Here is a 19,990-nt window from a genome sequence, read left to right as displayed (position 1 = left end):
CCGGCCGAGGTGGCTCAGCCCTCGAGGAAGGGCCAGAGGTGCGGCATCCGATCATCCGTTCTGAGCAGAGCCGCGATCCAGCCGTCGTCGCGGTACTTCGCGTTGGCGAGCGCCCGTCGGAGCACGCCCTCGTACTGGAAGCCGAGCCGGCGGGCGACCCGTGCCGACGCGACGTTCCCGACCACCGCGCGCCACTCGATGCGCGTGAGATCGAGGCCGGCCTCGGCGAAGCCCCAGTCGATCACGGCGTCGGCCGCCTCGGCGAGACGATCGCCGCCACGGGCCCACGGCGCCATCCAGAAGCCGATCTCGCCGTTGCCCATGCCGTCGACGCGGTACAGGCCGATCGTGCCGATGAGCGCACCGCGCTCGCGGATCGCCCACGTGAGGTTCTTGCCGGCATCCCAGTCCTTCGGCACCTGGGCGACGAAGCCCTCGGCGTGACTGCGCTCGTACGGCACCGGTACGGGCGTGTACCGCTGGATGCCGCCGTCCTGGCACGCCTCGAAGATCGCGTCGACGTCATCCTCGGTCGGCAGCGACAGCTCGAGCCGCGCCGTGCGCAGGGTGACCGGTTCCATTCGGCCAGGGTAGCCCGCCGCGCCGGGGCCGGTGCCTCCGGCGGGGCGGCAGCGGCTCGGCGGGCCGGGCGGGCGCGGCTGGGGGTGCGGCGGGTGCCGCAACTCCGCCTCACTCCGGGCGGAGCGGGCGGATCCGCGATGCCGGGCGGGCCGCGGGCCGCGTCCAGGCGGAGTTGAGGTACGCCGGATGCGCGCGGCAGTGACGGCGCCTCCTCCCCAAGCGCCCGATTCACGGTGCTTCCCACGGCCAGCGGTCTGCGGCGGAGCGGGACAAGGGCGGCGCTGCATCGTCGCAGGGTGCTGGATGGAATGACGGTCGCGACCCGAGAAGAGCTGCGGGCGAGAGGGATGACCCGGCGAAGGCTCTCGCGAGCGCTTGAAACGGGGGAGCTGGTCCGCGTCCGGCGCGACCGCTACGTCTCGGCGACGGCGCCGGACGACCTGGTACAGGCGGTGAGGGTCGGCGGGCGCCTCGCCTGCATCTCCCTGCTCCGGATGCTGGAGGTCTTCGTCTTCCGCACCGACCAGGTCCACCTCCACGTCCTCCGGGGCGCGAGCAGGCTCAGGTCGCCGTCGGACCGCACGGTGCCGCTGCCCGGCCGCTCTGAACGCACCGTGCGGCTGCATTGGCTCCCGCTCACCAGACCCACCGTCGCGACGAGTGCGCGCGTGGGGATCGTGGATGCCCTCGTGCAGTCGGTCCTCTGCCAGCTGCCGCGTCACGCCGTCGCGACGCTCGACAGCGCACTCAACAAGCGGTTGATCACCCGCGATCAGCTTGCGGACGTGTTCGCCGCGTTGCCCGCGAGGTTCTCTGCACTGATGCCGCTGGTGGACGGGCGAGCGGAGTCGGGCCCGGAGACGCTCGTGAGGCTCATGCTTCTGGCCCTCGGGTGCTCGGTCGAACTGCAGGTCAGCTTCGACGGCGTCGGGCGGGTCGACCTCCTGGTGGACGGCTGGCTCGTGGTCGAATGCGACGGCAAGGCGTTCCATTCGAGTTGGGAGCAGCAGCGCGCGGATCGACGTCGCGACACGGCACTTGCCGCGCTCGGCTACCCGACCTACCGCCCGACGGCCGAAGACATCATGTATCACCCCGACACGGTGCTCGCAGCTTTGAAGGGACTGGTGTTCGCGCGGTCGCGGTCGGCGCAGTAGCCCGTACCCCAACTCCGCCTCGAAGAGCCGTCCCCATGGGCAGCACGCCCGAGAGCCCGCGACTGCCTGAAAAGATTGGCGGAGCCGGGCGGAGTTGATGCCCACTCGGCGCGAACCGCCGGGTCGCCCGGCCCGCCGTGCCTCAGACCCGGCGGAGCAGGCCGACCTTGTCGTAGACGGCGCCCAGCGTGCGATCGGCGACCTCGTCGGCCTTGGCCGCGTTGGCGGCGAGCACCCGGTCGAGCTCGGCCGGGTCGTCGAGCAGGTCGAGCGCACGCTGCCGCACCGGGCCGAACTCCTCGACCACGACCTCGGCGAGGCCCTTCTTGAAGTCGCCATAGCCGCGGCCCGCGTACTCGTCCTCGATCGCGGGGATCTGGCGTCCGCTGAGCGCGGCGTAGATGACCAGCAGGTTCGAGACGCCGGGCTTGGCCTCACGGTCGTACCGCACCGACCCCTCGCTGTCGGTGACCGCCCGCATGACCTTCTTCGCGCTCTTCGACGGGTCGTCGAGCAGCCACAGGACGCCGGCGTCGGACTCTGCCGACTTCGACATCTTCGAGGTGGGGTTCTGCAGGTCGTAGATGCGGGCCGTCTCGCGCTGGATCACCGGCATCGGCACTGTGAACGTCTGGCCGAAGCGGCTGTTGAAGCGCTCCGCGAGGTCGCGCGTGAGTTCGACATGCTGCTTCTGGTCGTCGCCGACGGGCACGATGTCGGTCTGGTACAGCAGGATGTCGGCGGCCATGAGCACCGGGTAGGTGAAGAGCCCGACCGACGTGGCGTCGGCACCGTAGCGCTGCGACTTGTCCTTGAACTGCGTCATGCGTCCGGCCTCGCCGAAGCCCGTGATGGTCGAGAGGATCCAGGCGAGCTCGGCGTGCGCCCTCACGTGCGACTGCACATACAGCGTCGACTTCGACGGCTCGATGCCGGCGGCGATGTACTGCGCGGCCGTGCGGCGGGTCTTCTCGCGAAGGTGCTCCGGGTCCTGCGCGACCGTGATGGCGTGCAGGTCGACGACGGAGAAGAACGCGTCGTACGACTCCTGCAGGTCGCGCCACTGCATGAGGGCCCCGATGTAGTTGCCGATCTGGAGGGAGTCGGCCGAGGGCTGCATGCCGGAGTACAGACGGGGTTTGCTCACCCGACAATCCTAGAGGCGAGCGGATGCCGCGCCCGCGGCCGGCTCAGGAGCCGATGCTGTAGTCGGCCACGACGGGGGAGTGATCGCTCCACCGGGTGTCCCACGACGGGGCGCGCACCACCTGGTAGTTCGTCGCGCGCGCAGCCAGCCCGGGCGTCGCCAGGTGGTAGTCGATGCGCCACCCGCTGTCGTTGTCGAACGCGCGGCCGCGCATCGACCACCACGTGTACGGGCCGTCGACCTCGCCGTGTGCCACGCGCCCGACGTCGACCCAGCCGAGCCCGGTGCCGACAGAGCCGTCGACGCCGGTCACCTCCTCGCCGGCCGCACCCAGGAACCGGTCGAAGTACGCGCGCTCGCGGGGCAGGAAGCCGGACTTCTTGACGTTTCCCTTCCAGTTGCGGATGTCGAGCTCGCGATGGCCGACGTTGAGGTCGCCCATGACGAGCGCGAACGGGGAGTGCTGCTCGAGCTGCGGCATCCGCTCCTCCATCGCATCGAGGAACGCCCACTTCGCATCCTGGCGGGGCGTCTCGGCTTCGCCCGTGTGGACGTAGGCGCTCACGACGGTGAGGCGCTCGCCGTCGATGTCGAGGTCGGCCTCGATCCACCGGCCGGCGGAGTCGAGCGGCTCGGGGCCCAGCACCCGCCGGACCTCGACCGCCGGCATGCGCGTCGCGACGGCCACGCCGGCACGCCCCTTGGCCAGCGCCTCGTCGTTGACGATCTCCCAGCCCGGGAGCACGGCGTGCACCTCTTCGAGCGTCGCCCTGACCTCTTGCAGCGCGAGCACGTCGACGTCGGCGGCATCGAGCCACTCGATCATGCCCTTGCGGGTCGCAGCTCGGATTCCGTTGACGTTGACAGAGGCGATTCGGACTCGGCGTGGCACGCCCGCCAGCCTAACCGCGACCGACGACACCGAGCGGCGCCGTCAGTGGGCGCCGGCGTCCGTGGTCGGGTGCGGGGAGCGCTTGGACGGCTTCTTGGGCGCCTTCGGCGCCGGCGCGAGCGGCGACAGCCTCGGGGGCGGGGCAGGCGGAGCGGATGCCTCGACCTGACGCAGCTCGTCCTCGGCCTCGCGCAGCGCGCGGTCGGCGAGCCACGAGCGGTACCAGGGCGCCTGGTCGCGGGCATCCCTCGCCGTGCGGACGCGCACCCTCGCGGCCACGACCAGCGCGGCGTGCTCTGCGGCCAGGCGCTCCGCCTCGGTCTGGGGCAGCAGCACCACGTCGTGGTCTTTGGCCGCCACGGCGATCCACGCCGCGGCGACCAGCATCACGATGCCTAGCAGCCGGAACCACAGCAGCAGCCCGATGAAGAAGGCGAAACCGGCCAGCAGCGGATTCGACGGGGTGTAGCTGAGGAGGAGGCCGGCGCCGAGCTGGAGGATCGAGATGCCCAGTCCCCCGAGCAGCGCCCCGGGCCAGATCCGGCGCCACGGCAGCTTCGTGCCGGTGAGGAAGCGGAAGAGGCCCGCGAGGGCGACCGAGGTGACGACGAAGCCCACCAGGAACGAGCCCGTCTTGAGGGTGATGTCGGCGAGGGCGCTCGTCTTGCCGAAGCCGAACAGCGAGAGGACCCAATCGATCGCGAGCGTGCCGATCGAGCTGAGAGCCGCGCCGAGGATGAGTGCGGCACCGAAGATGAGCGCCGCCAGGAAATCGCGTGCTTTGAGCAGGAAATAGCTGCGCCGGTCGGGGGGGATCGCGAACAGCACGCGGACCGCCCGGCGGGAGTAGGTCACCCAGTCGATCGCCGTCCAGATGAGGGTGCCGAGGGCGATGACGCCCGTCCACCCGAGGACGCCGGCGTTCTGCGACGCGATCTGCTGCACCTGCTCCGGCGTCGCGAGACCGCCTGACTCGGAGATGAGCCCGGGGATGTAGGTGTTCAGGATCTCGATGAGGGTGTTGACGGCCTGCTCGCTGCCTCCGAGCCACAGGCCGACGATCGCGAAGGCGACATAGATCGCGGCGAAGCATGCAAACAGCGCGACGTAGCTGACGCCCGCGCCGAGCAGGAACCCGTTCTCGATGAGGAAGTGGCGCCAGACCCGCACGGGGAACCACGCCATCGTCGCCTTCGTCAGGCGGGTGGCCTGACTGATCGGCGCGTCGAATCGCTCACGCAGGGACGTCTCGGTCTGCTCCCACCGCTCGCGGAGGGTCTCCTCCTCGCGCTGGGCCGCATCCGCCGCGGCACGGGCGTCCGGCGCACCATGCGTGCCGGGCGCTGCGCGCGCGCTCGCCGCACGGGCGTCGGGCGAGGACGTGTGGGTCACGGAGTCAGATTAGCGACCGGGTGCGTCGTCCGGCGTCCGCGTCGCCGATGCCGCGGCGACTCCCGCCGCCGGCGCCGAGCGGAAGCGGGGAACGGCGAACAGGATCGCGGCGAGCGCGACCGCGGGCAGCAGGAACGCGGGGCCCAGACCCGTGCCGTCGGCGAGGAGGCCGATGACGACGGCGCCGAGGATCGCGCCGGCGTAGTTGAAGAGGTTCACTCGCGCGATGACCTGGTCGCTGTGCTCCGGCGCGAGCTCGCCGGCAGCGCCGAACGTCACGGGGATGAGCACGCCGGCGCTCACCCCGGCGAGGGCGAAGCCCACGATCGCGGCCGCAGGGAAGGGCAGGAGCGCCACGACGAGGCATCCGATCGCGGATGTGATCGCCGCGGACGCCACCAGCCGGCGGCGACCGACGACCGGGATCAGCCGGTCGGTCACGAGGCGTGTGAGCAGCACCACCGCCTGGTATGCGGCGTAGCCGAGGGGTGCGATCCACGCGAGCGCCGCGAGGTCGTTCTGCAGGTAGACCGTGCTCCAGGTGCTGACGGCGGAATCGGCGATGAAGACGGCGAGGATCACGAGGCCGAAGATGCAGATGCCGGCGCGGGGGAGGCGCGCGCGCTCTGCGGGCGGCAGGGCCTCGTCGATCGGCACCTCGCGGGCGAAGAAGCGCACGCCGATGAGGCCGACGGCGAGGGCGATGACGGCGGCGCAGCCCAGCGCGATCCCCGCAGCGGTCGCCGTGAGCGCGACCGCCGAGACGAGCAGGGCTCCGGCGATCGCCGCGGCCGTCGCGGCGGCGAAGAACGACCCGAGCAGATGGCGGCCGTACGCGCGCTGCACTGCGACACCCTGCATCGCGGCAGCGGCGTCGACGCAGCCCAGGCCGATGCCGAAGATCCCGAAGGATGCCGCGAACAGCGGGAACGGAGTGGGGAACGCGATGATCGGCAACGCGAGGCCCTGCACGATCAGGCCGAGTGCGAGCGCCGTGCGACTTCCCCAGCGCACGGCGACGGCGTTGGCGATGACCGAGCCGACGGCCGCGGCGACGGCGACGCCGAGGACGAGGAGCGAGACGACGATCTCGTCGTCGATCCCCTGACGCAGCTGAAGCGCCGGGAGGGACGTCACGATCACGGCGTACCCCAGCCCCTGCGCCACGTAGGCGGCGGTGACCGCGCCGCGAGCGCGGCGGAGCGAGGGGTCGAGCGGAGCGGTCGGCGCGTCGTTGCGCAGGGCCTCTGTCACAGACGGAAGCTTAGGGGCGACCGCGCAGAACGGCCTGCTTCACCTCGGCGATGGCCTTCGTGACCTCGATGCCGCGCGGGCAGGCCTCGGTGCAGTTGAAGGTCGTGCGGCAGCGCCACACTCCCTCTTTGTCGTTGAGGATGTCGAGGCGCACGTCGCCCGCGTCGTCGCGCGAGTCGAAGATGAAGCGGTGCGCGTTGACGATCGCGGCGGGGCCGAAGTACTGGCCGTCGGTCCAGAACACCGGGCACGACGAGGTGCACGCGGCGCACAGGATGCATTTGGTGGTGTCGTCGAAGACCTCGCGGTCGACGATGGACTGCACGCGCTCCTTGCCGGGCTCGGGCTTCGAGCTCGCGATCAGGAACGGCTGCACCTCGCGGTAGGACGCGAAGAAGGGCTCCATGTCGACGACGAGGTCCTTCTCGAGGGGCAGGCCCTTGATCGCCTCGACGTAGATCGGCTGCGAGATGTCGAGGTCCTTGATGAGCGTCTTGCAGGCCAGCCGGTTGCGGCCGTTGATGCGCATCGCGTCCGATCCGCAGATGCCGTGGGCGCACGAGCGACGGAACGTCAGCGACCCGTCGACCTCCCACTTGATCTTGTGGAGGGCGTCGAGCACGCGATCGGTCGAGTACAGCTCGACGTCGTAGTCGACCCAGCGGGGCTCCTCGTCGACCTCGGGGTCGAAGCGCCGGATGATGAACGTGACGAGGAAGGACTGGATGCCGGTGTCCGCCGGCGTCCCGACCTCGGTGGTCGCCTCGGCGGGCGTGTCCACAGCGACGAGCGACGCCATCAGTACTTCCTCTCCATCGGCGGGTAGTTCAGTTCGCCCTTGTCGTTCTTCGTGAAGACGACGGGCTTCCAGCCGAGCTGGATGTGGTCCTCGGCGTGCGACGAGTGCGGGTCGCCCGTGAGGTACGCCATGGTGTGCTGCATGTAGTTCTCGTCGTCGCGCTTCGGGAAGTCGTCGCGCATGTGGCCGCCGCGGCTCTCCTTGCGGTTGCGGGCGGTGACGACGACGACCTCGGCGATGTCGAGGAGGAAGCCGAGCTCGACGGCCTCGAGCAGGTCGGTGTTGAACCGCTTGCCCTTGTCGTCGACGTGGACGTTCTTGAAGCGCTCGCGGAGCTCTTCGATGACCTCGAGCACCTCGCCGAGCGACTCCTCCGTGCGGAAGACCTGCGCCTTGCGGTCCATCTCGTCCTGAAGCTTCTTGCGGAGGACCGCGATGCGCTCGGTGCCCTGGTTGTTGCGCAGACCTTCGATCAGCCCGCGCACCTCTGCGGCCGGGTCGTCCGGAAGGGCGACGAATTCAGCCGTCTTCACGTACTCCACGGCGTTGCGGCCGGCACGCTTGCCGAACACGTTGATGTCGAGGAGTGAGTTCGTGCCGAGCCGGTTCGACCCGTGCACCGACACGCACGCGCACTCGCCGGCGGCGTAGAGGCCCGGGACGACGGTGGTGTTGTCGCTCAGGACCTGCGCGTCGTTGTTGGTCGGGATGCCGCCCATGGCGTAGTGCGCGGTCGGCATGACCGGCACCGGCTCGACGACCGGGTCGACGCCGAGATACGTGCGGGCGAACTCCGTGATGTCGGGCAGCTTCGTCTCGAGCACCTCGGCACCGAGGTGGGTGCAGTCGAGCAGCACGTAGTCGCGGTGCGGGCCGGCGCCGCGACCCTCCGCGACCTCCTGGACCATGCAGCGGCTGACGATGTCGCGCGGCGCGAGGTCTTTGATCGTGGGGGCGTAGCGCTCCATGAAGCGCTCGCCGGACACGTTGCGCAGGATGGCGCCCTCGCCGCGGGCGCCTTCGGTGAGCAGGATGCCGAGGCCCGCGAGGCCGGTCGGGTGGAACTGGAAGAACTCCATGTCCTCCAGCGGCAGGCCCTTTCGCCAGATGATGCCGACGCCGTCGCCCGTGAGCGTGTGGGCGTTCGACGTGGTCTTGAAGATCTTGCCGAAGCCGCCGGTCGCGAAGATGACGGCCTTCGAGTGGAAGACGTGCAGATCGCCGGTGGCCAGTTCGTAGGCGACGACGCCCGCGATCTCGGTCTTGCCCGCCGCATCCTTCACCGTGATGAGGTCGAGCACGTAGAACTCGTTGAAGAAGTTGATGCCGAGCTTCACGCAGTTCTGGAACAGCGTCTGGAGGATCATGTGACCCGTGCGGTCGGCGGCGTAGCACGCGCGGCGGACGGGGGTCTTGCCGTGGTCGGCGGTGTGGCCGCCGAAGCGGCGCTGGTCGATCTTGCCCTCGGGGGTGCGGTTGAACGGCAGGCCCATGTTCTCGAGGTCGATGACCGCGTCGATCGCCTCTTTCGCGAGGATCTCGGCGGCGTCCTGGTCGACGAGGTAGTCGCCGCCCTTGACCGTGTCGAAGGTGTGCCACTCCCACGAGTCCTCTTCGACGTTGGCGAGCGCCGCGGCCATGCCGCCCTGCGCCGCGCCGGTGTGCGAGCGGGTCGGGTAGAGCTTCGAGATGACGGCCGTCTTGGCGCCCGGGCCCGCTTCGATCGCCGCGCGCATGCCGGCGCCGCCGGCGCCCACGATGACGATGTCGAACTGGTGGTAGTGGACGCCGTCCTTGACGTAGCTGTCCGAGGTCTGAGTGGTCACGTAGGAGTGCTTTCGGTCTCTGTCGGGTCTCGTCAGTTCGCCACGCTCTGGCACATCTCCCACAGCGAGCTCTCGCTGGTCACGCCGATGCAGGGATCGAACGTGAACACGACGAGCGTGCCGAGGACGATGAGGAAGCCCGCCGACAGCCACAGGGCCCAGACGAGCACCTTGCGCGTGGTCTCGTGCCCGACGTAGTCGTTGACGATCGTGCGCATGCCGTTCGCGCCGTGGATCAGAGCGAGCCACAGCATGAGGACGTCCCACCACTGCCAGAACGGGGTGGCGAACTTGCCGGCGACGAAGGCGAAGTCGATCTGGTGGATGCCGTCACCGGTGAGCAGGTTGATGAAGAGGTGCCCGAAGATCAGGACGATCAGCAGCACGCCCGAGGCGCGCATGTAGATCCAGCCCCACTTCTCGAGGTTGGGGCCCGTCCGGCGCACCGCGGCGCGCGGGGCGCGGGGGTCGGCGATCGCAGTCATCAGTGACCCCCTCCGATCTCGGCGAAGACGTTCATCAGGTGACGGGGCGCGAAGCCCAGCATCGTCACGGCCCAGAGGCCCAGCACGCCCCACCACAGCTGGCGCTGATGGCGCGTCGCCCATGACCACATGTCGACCAGGATGATGCGCAGCCCGTTGTAGGCGTGGTACGCGACGGCTCCGACGAGGGCGATCTCGCCGACTCCCATGATCGGGTTCTTGTACGTGCCGATCACGGCGTCGTAGGCCTCGGGCGACACGCGGATCAACGCCGTGTCGAGCACGTGGACCAGCAGGAAGAAGAAGATCGCGATGCCGGTGATGCGGTGCAGCACCCATGACCACATGCCTTCGTTCCCGCGGTACAGAGTGCCGCGGGGGACTCGGGACGTGGTTTCGGATACCGACGGTGTGACGCGTGCTGGTGCAGACACGGCCGTCCTCCCTGGATCGAACATGGCGGGGCGGGAACGATGCCCCTGAGGTGGCCCGGCACTGGAGACTCGGGCCATCGGCGTCACGCGGGCGCTTCGTCCATCCTATTCCCGCATTTCGCGTGGCGGCGACGAAGGGGAGCCTTAGTCCGCTCCATCCGGAGGGGTCCTTCACGGGCGGCAAGAACCCGGGATCTTTCCAGGCTCCGGGGCGGCCGCGGATACGCTGTTGCACATGCCAGAACCCATCGAGGACTTCTACGCCGTGATCCCCGCCGGGGGCATCGGCAGCAGGCTGTGGCCGCTCTCGCGCGCAGACGCCCCCAAGTTCCTGCACGACCTCACGGGCTCCGGTCAGACCCTGCTGCGCGACACGTGGGATCGCCTCGAGCCGCTCGCCGGTCCCGACCGCATCTCAGTGGTGACGGGGCGCGCGCACCGGGCCGCCGTCGAGAAGGAGCTGCCCGGCATCCCCGACAAGAACGTGTTCCTCGAGTCCGAGCCGCGCGATTCGACCGCCGCGATCGGGCTCGCCGCCGCGATCCTGGCCAAGCGCGAGCCGAACGTGATCATCGGGTCGTTCGCCGCCGACCACGTGATCCGCGTCTCGCACCTCTTCGACTGGGCGGTGCGTCAGGCGGTCGCGACCGCGCGCGAGGGCTACATCTGCACGATAGGGATCCAGCCGTCCGAGGCATCCGTCGGCTTCGGATACATCCGCAAGGGTGCCGAGCTGGTCGTCGACGGCGCACCCGAAGCCGCGCTCGTCGACAGCTTCGTCGAGAAGCCCGATCTCGAGACCGCGAAGGAGTACTTCGCGGACCGCTCCTACCTCTGGAACGCCGGCATGTTCATCAGCCGCGCCGACGTCCTGCTCGGCGAGATCGCCGAGAACGAGCCGCACCTCTACGCCGGCATCATGGACCTCGCCGAGGCGTGGGACGACCGCGAACGGCGCGGACCGGTGGTCGACCGGGTGTGGCCCGCGCTCAAGAAGATCGCCATCGACTACGCGGTCGCGGAGCCGGCTGCCGCGCGCGGGCGGCTCGCCGTGATCCCCGGCCACTTCGACTGGGACGACGTGGGGGACTTCGCCAGCCTCGCGAAGCTCAACTCGCACGGGCGCAAGAACGACCTCGCGATCCTCGGCGAGAATGCGCGGATCCTCTCGGATGCCGCAAGCGGCATCGTCGTCAGCCAGACGTCGCGCGTGATCAGCCTCATCGGCGTGCGCGACATCGTCGTCGTCGACACCGACGACGCGCTGCTGGTGACGACGAGCGAGCACGCGCAGCGCGTGAAGGGCGTCGTCGACGCGCTGAAGCTCAACGGACGCGGCGACGTGCTCTGAATTCCGCGGCCGTCACCCGCTCGTGTCGGCATATTGCGTCTTTGTAACCATTCGGCCCAGACGTGCCGCCGCGACTTCAAGCACGGCGTCACACTGGGTAACTTTGTGCAGTCCCCGTGAAGGACGCGGGGCGATAAAAGTGGAGGCTGAGTTGACCATCTCACGCACCAAGAAGCTTGCCGGCCTCGTCGCCGCCGCGGGCCTTCTCGTCGCCCTCGCGGGCTGTGGCTCCGCCCCGGAGGCGACCCCGACCAACGACGAGTCCGACGGCCCGGCCGCGGTCGAGGGCTTCAAGCCCTGCCTCGTGTCCGACGACGGCGGCTTCAACGACAAGTCGTTCAACCAGTCCGCTCTGACGGGCATGGAGATGGCCGCCGACGAGCTCGGTGTCGAGTTCACCGAGGTCGAGTCGGCTTCGGCGAACGACTACGCGCCCAACCTCGAGAACCTCGTGGCCGAGGGCTGCACGTTCATCGTCGCGGTCGGCTTCAAGCTCTCGGCCGACACGATCGCCTCGGCGACCGCGAACCCCGACATCGACTACGCGATCATCGACGACTCGGCTGACGCCGACTTCAACGGCGAGTCGGATGCCCCGAACATCAAGCCGCTGCTCTTCGACACGGTTCAGGCCGCCTACCTCGGCGGCTACGCCGCGGCCGCGTGGTCCGACGCCGCCGGCGTCAACAAGGTCGGCACCTTCGGCGGCATCCAGATCCCGCCCGTGACGATCTTCATGGACGGCTTCGTCGACGGCGTCGCGAAGTTCAACGAAGACAAGGGCGCCTCGGTCGAGACCGTCGGCTGGGACGTCGCGGCCCAGGAGGGCTCGTTCACCGGTGGCTTCGCCGCGAACGACACCGCCAAGCAGACCGCGCAGGGCATCCTCGACCAGGGCGTCGACGTGCTGCTGCCCGTCGGCGGCCCGATCTACCAGAGCGCCGCGGCCGCGATCGACGACGCCGGCTCCGACGCGCTGCTGATCGGTGTCGACTCCGACCTCGCCGTCGTCGACCCGTCGGTCGCCGACCTGGTGCTCTTCTCGATCATGAAGCGCATCGACGTGGCGGTCCACGACGCGACCATGCAGGCTGCGACGGGCGACTTCGACGTGACGCCGTACGTCGGCACGCTCGAGAACGAGGGCGTCGGCCTCTCCGGCTTCGGCGCGTTCGAGGCGGAGCTTCCCGAGGGTCTGGCCGACGAGCTCGCCGCCCTGCAGGAGGCGATCATCTCGGGTGAGCTCGAGGTGACCTCGCCCAGCTCGCCCAAGCAGTGACCTCGACGTAGTCGAACCGACTGCCGACCGCGGCCGGGTGGATGCCTCCACCCGGCCGCGGTTCTTCCAGCCCGATGGAGACACTGACTAAGGTGCAGATATGAAGCTCGAGCTCCGTGGGATCACGAAGCGCTTCGGATCCCTCGTCGCGAACGACCACATCGATCTCGTGGTCCAGCCCGGAGAGATCCACGCCCTCCTGGGCGAGAACGGCGCAGGCAAGTCCACGCTGATGAATGTCCTCTACGGTCTGTACCAGGCCGACGAGGGGGAGATCCTCCTCGACGACGTCGTCCAGCATTTCCGAGGCCCCGGTGACGCGATGGCCGCGGGCATCGGCATGGTCCACCAGCACTTCATGCTCATCCCGGTCTTCACGGTCGCAGAGAACGTGATGCTCGGTCATGAGGACACCAAGGCGCTGGGCGCGCTCGACCTCAACAAGGCCCGCCAGCACGTGCGCGACGTCGCGCAGCGCTTCGGCTTCGAGGTCGACCCCGACGCGATCGTCGGCGACCTGCCCGTCGGCGTGCAGCAGCGCGTCGAGATCATCAAGGCTCTCTCGCGCGACGCGAAGGTGCTCGTCTTCGACGAGCCGACCGCCGTGCTGACGCCGCAGGAGACCGACGAGCTGATGGCGATCATGCGCCAGCTCCGCGACGAGGGCACCTCGATCGTCTTCATCACCCACAAGCTCCGCGAGGTCCGCGAGGTCGCCGACCGCATCACCGTCATCCGGCTCGGGAAGGTCGTCGGCGAGGCATCCCCCACCGCGACGAACGCCGAGCTCGCCTCGCTCATGGTGGGCCGCGCGGTCCAGCTCACCGTCCACAAGGATGCGCCGAAGATCGGCGACGGCGGCGGCCTGTCGGTCGCCGACCTGCGGGTCGTCACGGCCACCGGCGCCGTGGTGGTCGACGACGTCAGCTTCGACGTCAAGCCGGGCGAGGTGCTCGCGCTGGCGGGCGTTCAGGGCAACGGTCAGACCGAGCTTGTCGAGGCCATCGTCGGCCTCGCCGATCGGGTCTCCGGCTCCATCACCCTCGACGGCGTCGAGCTCGTCGGCAAGAGCGTCCGCGGCATCCTCGACGAAGGCGTCGGGTTCGTGCCCGAGGACCGCACCGAGGACGGCCTGGTCGGAGGCTTCACGGTCGCCGAGAACCTGATCCTCGATCGCTCGGGCGACACCGAGTTCGTCCGTGGCGGGACCATCCGCCGGGCCGCTCTCGAAGATTTCGCCAAGGCGCGCATCGCGGAGTACGACATCCGCACGCAGGGCCCCGACATCCCGGCGGGCACCCTGTCGGGCGGCAACCAGCAGAAGGTGGTCATCGCGCGGGAGATGAGCCGCGAGCTCAAGCTGCTCGTCGCCGCGCAGCCCACGCGCGGCGTCGACGTCGGCTCGATCGAGTTCATCCACACGCGCATCGTCGAGACGCGCGACGCCGGCGTGCCGGTGCTGGTCGTCTCGACCGAACTCGACGAGGTCGCCGCCCTCGCCGACCGCATCGCGGTGATGTACCGCGGCGCGATCGTGGGCATCGTGCCCGGCGACACCCCGCGCGACGTGCTGGGTCTGATGATGGCGGGCGAGACGCCGGGGAACGGGGTGGCGGCGTGAGCGACGACGGCAAGGGGATGACGCCGGGCGCGTCCGAGCCCACGCGAGGTCTTCCGCCCGAGCAGCTGCCGACGGTGTCGGGACCGCTGACGGGCACGCCCGAGGCTGTCGCCGTGACCGCGCCGGGGACGGCCCCGGCGGGGACGGCCCCGGCCGGCGAGGTCCCGCCCCCGCCGCGGCAGAACGTCGTCATCAAGGAGATGCTGCGCAGCAACTGGGTGACCACGATCCTCGCGATCGTGGCCGCCATGATCGTCGGCGGCATCCTGATGGCCGTCACCGACGAGGATGTGCGCGCGGCATCCGTCTACTTCTTCGCCCGTCCGGGCGACACGTTCGTCGCCATCTGGAACTCGGTCTACGGCGGCTACGAGGCGCTCTTCCGCGGAGCGATCTACAACCCGCGCGCGCCCGACTTCCTGACGCAGATCCGTCCGCTCACGAACACGCTCGGATTCGCGGCGCCGCTGATCGCGGCCGGCCTGGGCGTGGCCCTGGCGTTCCGCGTCGGCCTGTTCAACATCGGCGGTCGCGGTCAGATGCTCATCGCCGCCGCCGTCGCCGCGCTGGTGACGTTCAACCTCGACCTGCCGATGTTCATCCACCTGCCGCTCACGCTCGCCGCCGGCATCGCGGGCGGTGCGATCTGGGGTGGCATCGTGGGTGTGCTCAAGGCACGCACCGGTGCGCACGAGGTGATCCTCACGATCATGCTCAACTACGTCGCGTTTTACCTCGTGGCGTGGATGGTGCGCACGCCGGGGCTGCTGCAGCGCGCGGCGGAGGATCAGCCGATCTCCGACCCGACACCGCCCAGCGCGCAGTTCCCGGACCTGCTCGGGCCGCGCTTCCCGCTGCTCGACTGGGGCTTCGTCATCGTCATCGCGGCGACCGTGTTCGTGTGGTGGCTCGTCGAGCGCTCGAGCCTCGGGTTCCGGCTGCGCGCCGTCGGCGAGAACCCGCACGCCGCGCGCGCCGCGGGCATCTCGGTGCAGCGCATGTACATCTACGCGATGCTGTTCGCCGGCGGCCTCGCGGGCCTTGCGGCGATGAACCAGATCCAGGGTTCGGTCACGAGCGGCTTCGACGGCTACATCGACGCCGGCATCGGCTTCGACGCGATCACCGTCGCCCTGCTCGGTCGCAGCCGCGCGTGGGGCGTGTTCGCCGCCGGCATCCTGTTCGGCGCGCTCAAGGCCGGGTCGTTCACGATGCAGGCATCGCAGGACATCCCCACCGACATCGTCCTCGTCGTGCAGTCCCTCATCGTGCTGTTCATCGCCGCGCCGCCGCTCGTGCGCACGATCTTCTTCCTGCCCAAGACCGATGCCGAGAAGGCCGCCAAGGCGCGAGCCAAGGCCGCGAAGAAGGCGGTGGCCGCATGACCACGCTCGCACCCTCGACCGCCGCAGACGGCACGATCCAGCTCGCGACCATCAAGGTCCGCCACTGGAAGCTCGCGATCAGCCTAGGCATCGCGACCATCCTGCTGTTCCTCCTCTTCCTCCTCGTCCCGCGCGGCGGCGTGAGCACCTTCCGGCTGGGCGACCGCTCGTCGGCGATCGCGCTCCCCGATATCAGCGTCCCGGCCGCGGCGACGTGCTGGGGGGTGCTGGTCGTCCTCTTCCTCCTCACGCTGTGGGCGGTGTGGGATGCCTGGTCGTATCGTCGGGCCGGAATGTGGCTGCCGATCGTCTTCGGCGTGCTGGCGATCTTCGCGTTCCTCACCTGGGCGGCTGCTTCCGCGCCCGCCTTCGTGCCCGTCACGAGCCTGCTCGCGGGTGCGCTGTCGCTCTCGGTGCCGCTGATCTTCGGCGCGCTCGGCGGCGTCATCGGCGAGCGGGTGGGTGTCGTGAACGTCGCCATCGAGGGTCAGTTCCTCCTCGGCGCGTTCAGCGCGGCGCTCCTGGCGAGCATCACCGGCAACCCCTTCGTCGGCCTGGTCGGCGCGATGGTCGGCGGCGTCCTCGTCTCCTTCGTGCTCGCGGCGTTCTCGATCAAGTACCTCGTCGACCAGGTGATCGTCGGCGTCGTGCTGAACGTCCTCGTCGCCGGACTCACCGGTTTCCTCTACGGCGCGCTGCTGGTGCCGAACGAGGCGACGCTCAACCGGCCGGTCAGCTTCACGCGCTGGGAGATCCCGGTGCTGAGCGACATCCCGATCATCGGGCCCGTGCTGTTCAACCAGACCTTCATCGTGTACCTCATGTACTTCACGGTCGCGATCGTCGCGTGGGGCCTTTACCGCACCCGCTGGGGCCTCCGTCTCCGCGCGGTCGGCGAGCACCCTCAGGCCGCCGACACCGTCGGCATCAAGGTGAACACGAGCCGCTTCTGGAACGTGTCCCTCGCCGGCGCGATCGCCGGCATCGGCGGCGCGTACTTCACCCTCGTGTCGGTGCCGCAGTTCACGAAGGAGATGACGGCGGGCCTCGGCTTCATCGCCCTCGCCGCGGTCATCTTCGGTCGGTGGGACCCGCTCCGCGCGACGCTCGCGGCGCTCCTCTTCGGCTTCGCCACCAACCTCCAGAACCTGCTGACGGTGCTGAAGACGCCTATCCCCAGCGAGTTCATGCTGATGCTGCCGTACGTGGTGACCATCGTCGCGGTCGCCGGGTTCGCCGGGCAGATCCGCGGACCGGCGGCGGCGGGCAAGCCGTACATCAAGGGCTGACATGACCTCGATCGCAATCGGCGGCCCTCGGGCCGCGGCATCCGACCCTCCTGATACCGACCCGAAGAGAGGCCGTTCGTGACCGACATCGACTGGGATGAGCTGCGCGCGGCCGCGACGGACGCGATGCGCCGCGCGTACGCGCCGTACTCGCGCTACAAGGTCGGCGCCGCAGCGCTCGTCACCGACGGCCGCATCGTCACCGGGTGCAACGTCGAGAACGCCTCCTACGGGATCGGGCTGTGCGCCGAGTGCGGTCTGGTGAGCGAGCTGCACGCATCGGGGGGCGGCAACCTCGTCGCGTTCGTCTGCGTCAACGGGCACGGCGACACGATCATGCCGTGCGGTCGCTGTCGCCAGCTCCTGTACGAATTCGCGATCCCCGGGATGCTGCTCGAGACCGTGTCGGGCATCCGCACGATCGACGAGGTGCTCCCCGACGCGTTCGGGCCACGCGATCTCGAGGAGGCGGGGCGATGACGGCGGTGGAACCGCACGACGCCGTCGACGTCATCCGCACCAAGCGCGACGGGGGCGCCGTTCCGGAGGACGCGCTGCGCTGGATGGTCGACGCCTACACGCGCGGCTACGTCGCCGACTCGCAGATGGCGGCGTTCGCCATGGCGGTGCTCCTCAACGGCATGGCGCGCGACGAGATCCGCGTGATGACCGACGCGATGATCGCCTCGGGGGAGCGCATGAGCTTCGCCGGGCTCGGCAAGCCCACGGTCGACAAGCATTCGACGGGCGGCGTCGGCGACAAGATCACGCTGCCGCTCGCCCCCCTGGTCGCCGCCTTCGGGGTCGCGGTGCCGCAGCTGTCCGGCCGCGGTCTCGGTCACACGGGCGGGACCCTCGACAAGCTGGAGTCGATCCCCGGCTGGCGCGCCGCGCTGTCCAACGACGAGATGTTCGCCCAGCTGCGCGACGTGGGTGCCGTGATCTGCGCCGCCGGGTCGGGCCTCGCCCCGGCCGACAAGAAGCTCTACGCCCTGCGCGACGTCACCGGAACGGTCGAGGCGATCCCGCTCATCGCGTCGAGCATCATGTCGAAGAAGATCGCCGAAGGCACCGACTCGCTCGTGCTCGACGTCAAGTTCGGCTCCGGCGCCTTCATGCGCGACGTCGACAGGGCCCGTGAGCTCGCCCGGACGATGGTGGCGCTCGGCACCGATTCGGGTGTCGCGACGACCGCCCTCCTCACCGACATGAACACTCCGCTCGGTCTCGCGATCGGCAATGCCAACGAGGTGCGCGAGTCGGTCGAGGTCCTCGCGGGCGGAGGCCCTGCCGACGTCGTCGAGCTGACCGTGGCCCTCGCCCGAGAGATGCTCGCTCTCGCCGGTCAGCCCGACGCCGACGTCGAGGCCGCGCTGAAGGACGGTCGGGCGATGGACGTGTGGCGCGACATGATCCGCGCGCAGGACGGCGACCCGGACGCCCCGCTGCCCGAGCCCCGCGAGACGCACACCGTCACCGCGACGGAGTCGGGCTTCGTCACGAGCCTCGAGGCGCTCCCGTTCGGCATCGCCGCATGGCGGCTCGGTGCCGGACGCGCGCGCGCCGAAGACCCGGTCCTGCACGCCGCGGGCATCGACCTGCACGTCAAGCGGGGTGACGAGATCGCCGCCGGTCAGCCGCTGTTCACCCTGCTCGGCCACGATGACACCCGATTCGAACGGGCGCTCGACGCTCTCGAGGGCGCGTGGGCGATCGGGACGGATGCCCCGGCCCCGGCCCCGCTCGTCCTCGAACGGATCACGGCCTGAGGGCGCGGCATCCGCTCCCTCACTCGACGGCCCGACCGCCCTCACCGACCGACACCGACGACCGACAGCCGATCTCCGAGGAGAGACCAATGCCCATCGACCAGCACGGAGACGCCGTCCTCGACGGAGTCTCGATCCGTGAGCTGCCCAAGGTCTCGCTGCACGACCACCTCGACGGAGGCGTGCGGCCGGCGACGATCATCGAGCTCGCCGACGCCATCGGACTCGAGGTCCCGGAGTCGGACGCGGACGACCTCGCGGACTGGTTCTCCGAGAAGAGCGACTCGGGATCCCTCGTCGAGTACCTGAAGACGTTCGATCTGACGACGGCGGTCATGCAGACCCGCGAGGGCCTGACGCGCGTCGCGCGCGAGTTCGTGGAGGACCTCGCCGCCGACGGCGTGATCTACGGCGAGGTGCGGTGGGCTCCCGAGCAGCACCTGGCGAGCGGTCTGTCGCTCGACGACGTGGTCGCCGCCGTGCAGGAGGGCATCGAGGAGGGCGAGGACGCCGCAGAGCGGGCAGGGCGCGACATCCGCGTCGGTCAGCTCATCACCGCGATGCGTCACACCGACCGCTCCCTCGAGATCGCGAAGCTCGCCGTCGACTGGCGCACGCGCGGAGCCGTCGGCTTCGACATCGCAGGCCCCGAGGACGGCTTCCCCGCGTCGAACCACCGCGAGGCGTTCGACTATCTCGCGGCGCAGTTCTTCCCGGCGACGGTGCACGCCGGCGAGGCGGCCGGTCTCGACTCGATCCGCTCGGCGCTGATCGACGGCCGCGCACTGCGGCTCGGCCACGGGGTGCGGATCGCCGAGGACCTCGAGGTTGTCTCGCGCGCGGGCGAAGAGGTGCTGGTGCAGTTCGGCGACCTCGCCCGCTGGGTCCGCGACCGCGAGGTCACCCTCGAGCTCTCGCCGTCGTCGAACCTCCAGACCGGCGCCATCGCGGCGTGGGGCACGACGATGGAGGACCACCCCTTCGACCTCCTCTACCAGCTGGGCTTCTCGGTCACCGTGAACGTCGACAACCGCACGATGAGCCGTACGTCGCTGACGCGCGAGCTGGCGCTGCTGGTCGAGACGTTCGACTACGGCCTCGACGACCTCGAGTCCTTCCAGCTCAACGCCGCCGCCGGGGCGTTCCTCCCCGTCGAGGAGCGCGAGGAGCTCATCGAGCTGATCGCCGAGGGCTTCGCCGAGTAGCTCGTCGAGGGCTTCGCCGAGTCGCTCCCGGTGCGGACCGCGCACCGCGGTACGGAGCACTCACGCGCAGCCCGCGCATGTCCCACTTTCTGTCGCCAGAGCCGCCCGGAGCGGCACAAATCG

18 protein-coding genes are annotated in these 19,990 nt (G+C 69.8%); 9 read left to right on the top strand and 9 right to left on the bottom strand.

The window, feature by feature from the left end; genetic code table 11:
* Positions 1-14: 14 nt before the first annotated feature.
* Positions 15-581 carry a GNAT family N-acetyltransferase gene (locus OB08_RS14280; protein WP_461475840.1) on the bottom strand — a complete coding sequence of 189 codons (567 nt, stop codon included), beginning with the start codon at positions 579-581 and terminating at the stop codon, positions 15-17.
* 348 nt (positions 582-929) lie between these two features.
* Between OB08_RS14280 and OB08_RS14275 the strand changes: the two genes are divergently transcribed.
* The gene (locus OB08_RS14275) at positions 930-1,739 is read left to right on the top strand and encodes a DUF559 domain-containing protein (RefSeq protein WP_461475839.1); all 810 of its coding nucleotides are present in this window, start codon (positions 930-932) and stop codon (positions 1,737-1,739) included.
* A gap of 142 nt (positions 1,740-1,881) precedes the next feature.
* On the opposite strand, the gene trpS is transcribed toward OB08_RS14275, so the two are convergent.
* The 8 genes from trpS to sdhC are packed head-to-tail and all read right to left on the bottom strand — an operon-like array spanning position 1,882 to position 9,968.
* Positions 1,882-2,886, bottom strand: a complete 1,005-nt coding sequence (gene trpS / locus OB08_RS14270; protein ID WP_461475837.1) for a tryptophan--tRNA ligase — start codon at positions 2,884-2,886, stop codon at positions 1,882-1,884.
* Between the two features lie 43 nt (positions 2,887-2,929).
* The gene (locus tag OB08_RS14265; protein ID WP_461475835.1) at positions 2,930-3,778 is read right to left on the bottom strand and encodes an exodeoxyribonuclease III; all 849 of its coding nucleotides are present in this window, start codon (positions 3,776-3,778) and stop codon (positions 2,930-2,932) included.
* A gap of 42 nt (positions 3,779-3,820) precedes the next feature.
* Complete coding sequence (locus OB08_RS14260; protein ID WP_461475833.1) at positions 3,821-5,170, bottom strand: YihY/virulence factor BrkB family protein; 1,350 nt, start codon at positions 5,168-5,170, stop codon at positions 3,821-3,823.
* Between the two features lie 9 nt (positions 5,171-5,179).
* A complete protein-coding gene (locus OB08_RS14255; protein WP_461475831.1) occupies positions 5,180-6,424 on the bottom strand; it encodes an MFS transporter in 1,245 nt (414 codons plus the stop codon).
* Between the two features lie 10 nt (positions 6,425-6,434).
* Entirely contained in the window at positions 6,435-7,223 is a 789-nt protein-coding gene (locus OB08_RS14250) for a succinate dehydrogenase iron-sulfur subunit (RefSeq protein WP_461475830.1), read from the bottom strand.
* Positions 7,223-9,049 (bottom strand): succinate dehydrogenase flavoprotein subunit, encoded by a 1,827-nt coding sequence (gene sdhA, locus OB08_RS14245; RefSeq protein WP_461475828.1) that lies wholly within the window; start codon positions 9,047-9,049, stop codon positions 7,223-7,225. The genes OB08_RS14250 and sdhA overlap by 1 nt, the downstream gene beginning before the upstream one ends.
* 32 nt (positions 9,050-9,081) lie before the next feature.
* Entirely contained in the window at positions 9,082-9,534 is a 453-nt protein-coding gene (locus OB08_RS14240) for a succinate dehydrogenase hydrophobic membrane anchor subunit (RefSeq protein WP_461475826.1), read from the bottom strand.
* A complete protein-coding gene (sdhC, locus tag OB08_RS14235) occupies positions 9,534-9,968 on the bottom strand; it encodes a succinate dehydrogenase, cytochrome b556 subunit (RefSeq protein ID WP_461475824.1) in 435 nt (144 codons plus the stop codon). Before sdhC ends, OB08_RS14240 begins: the two co-directional genes overlap by 1 nt.
* Positions 9,969-10,203: 235 nt before the next feature.
* On the opposite strand from sdhC, the gene OB08_RS14230 reads away from it, so the two are divergent.
* The 8 genes from OB08_RS14230 to OB08_RS14195 all read left to right on the top strand — a co-directional run bounded on the left by OB08_RS14230 (position 10,204) and on the right by OB08_RS14195 (position 19,867).
* Positions 10,204-11,319: a mannose-1-phosphate guanylyltransferase gene (locus OB08_RS14230; protein WP_461475822.1), complete on the top strand. Its 1,116-nt coding sequence runs from the start codon at positions 10,204-10,206 to the stop codon at positions 11,317-11,319.
* A gap of 151 nt (positions 11,320-11,470) precedes the next feature.
* Positions 11,471-12,598 carry a BMP family lipoprotein gene (locus OB08_RS14225; protein ID WP_461475820.1) on the top strand — a complete coding sequence of 376 codons (1,128 nt, stop codon included), beginning with the start codon at positions 11,471-11,473 and terminating at the stop codon, positions 12,596-12,598.
* A gap of 100 nt (positions 12,599-12,698) precedes the next feature.
* Positions 12,699-14,219: an ABC transporter ATP-binding protein gene (locus tag OB08_RS14220; RefSeq protein ID WP_461475818.1), complete on the top strand. Its 1,521-nt coding sequence runs from the start codon at positions 12,699-12,701 to the stop codon at positions 14,217-14,219.
* 17 nt (positions 14,220-14,236) lie between these two features.
* The gene (locus OB08_RS14215) at positions 14,237-15,604 is read left to right on the top strand and encodes an ABC transporter permease (protein WP_461475894.1); all 1,368 of its coding nucleotides are present in this window, start codon (positions 14,237-14,239) and stop codon (positions 15,602-15,604) included.
* Entirely contained in the window at positions 15,601-16,893 is a 1,293-nt protein-coding gene (locus OB08_RS14210; RefSeq protein ID WP_461475816.1) for an ABC transporter permease, read from the top strand. Before OB08_RS14215 ends, OB08_RS14210 begins: the two co-directional genes overlap by 4 nt.
* 78 nt (positions 16,894-16,971) lie before the next feature.
* Positions 16,972-17,373: a cytidine deaminase gene (locus OB08_RS14205; RefSeq protein ID WP_461475814.1), complete on the top strand. Its 402-nt coding sequence runs from the start codon at positions 16,972-16,974 to the stop codon at positions 17,371-17,373.
* A complete protein-coding gene (locus OB08_RS14200) occupies positions 17,370-18,662 on the top strand; it encodes a thymidine phosphorylase (RefSeq protein ID WP_461475812.1) in 1,293 nt (430 codons plus the stop codon). Before OB08_RS14205 ends, OB08_RS14200 begins: the two co-directional genes overlap by 4 nt.
* Positions 18,663-18,751: 89 nt before the next feature.
* Complete coding sequence (locus OB08_RS14195) at positions 18,752-19,867, top strand: adenosine deaminase (RefSeq protein WP_461475810.1); 1,116 nt, start codon at positions 18,752-18,754, stop codon at positions 19,865-19,867.
* The last annotated feature ends 123 nt before the right edge of the window (positions 19,868-19,990 follow it).

This window comes from Microbacterium sp. HJ5, assembly GCF_054824025.1.
Note: the sequence above shows the minus strand (reverse complement) of the source record. Positions and strands in the feature narration are given on the sequence as shown.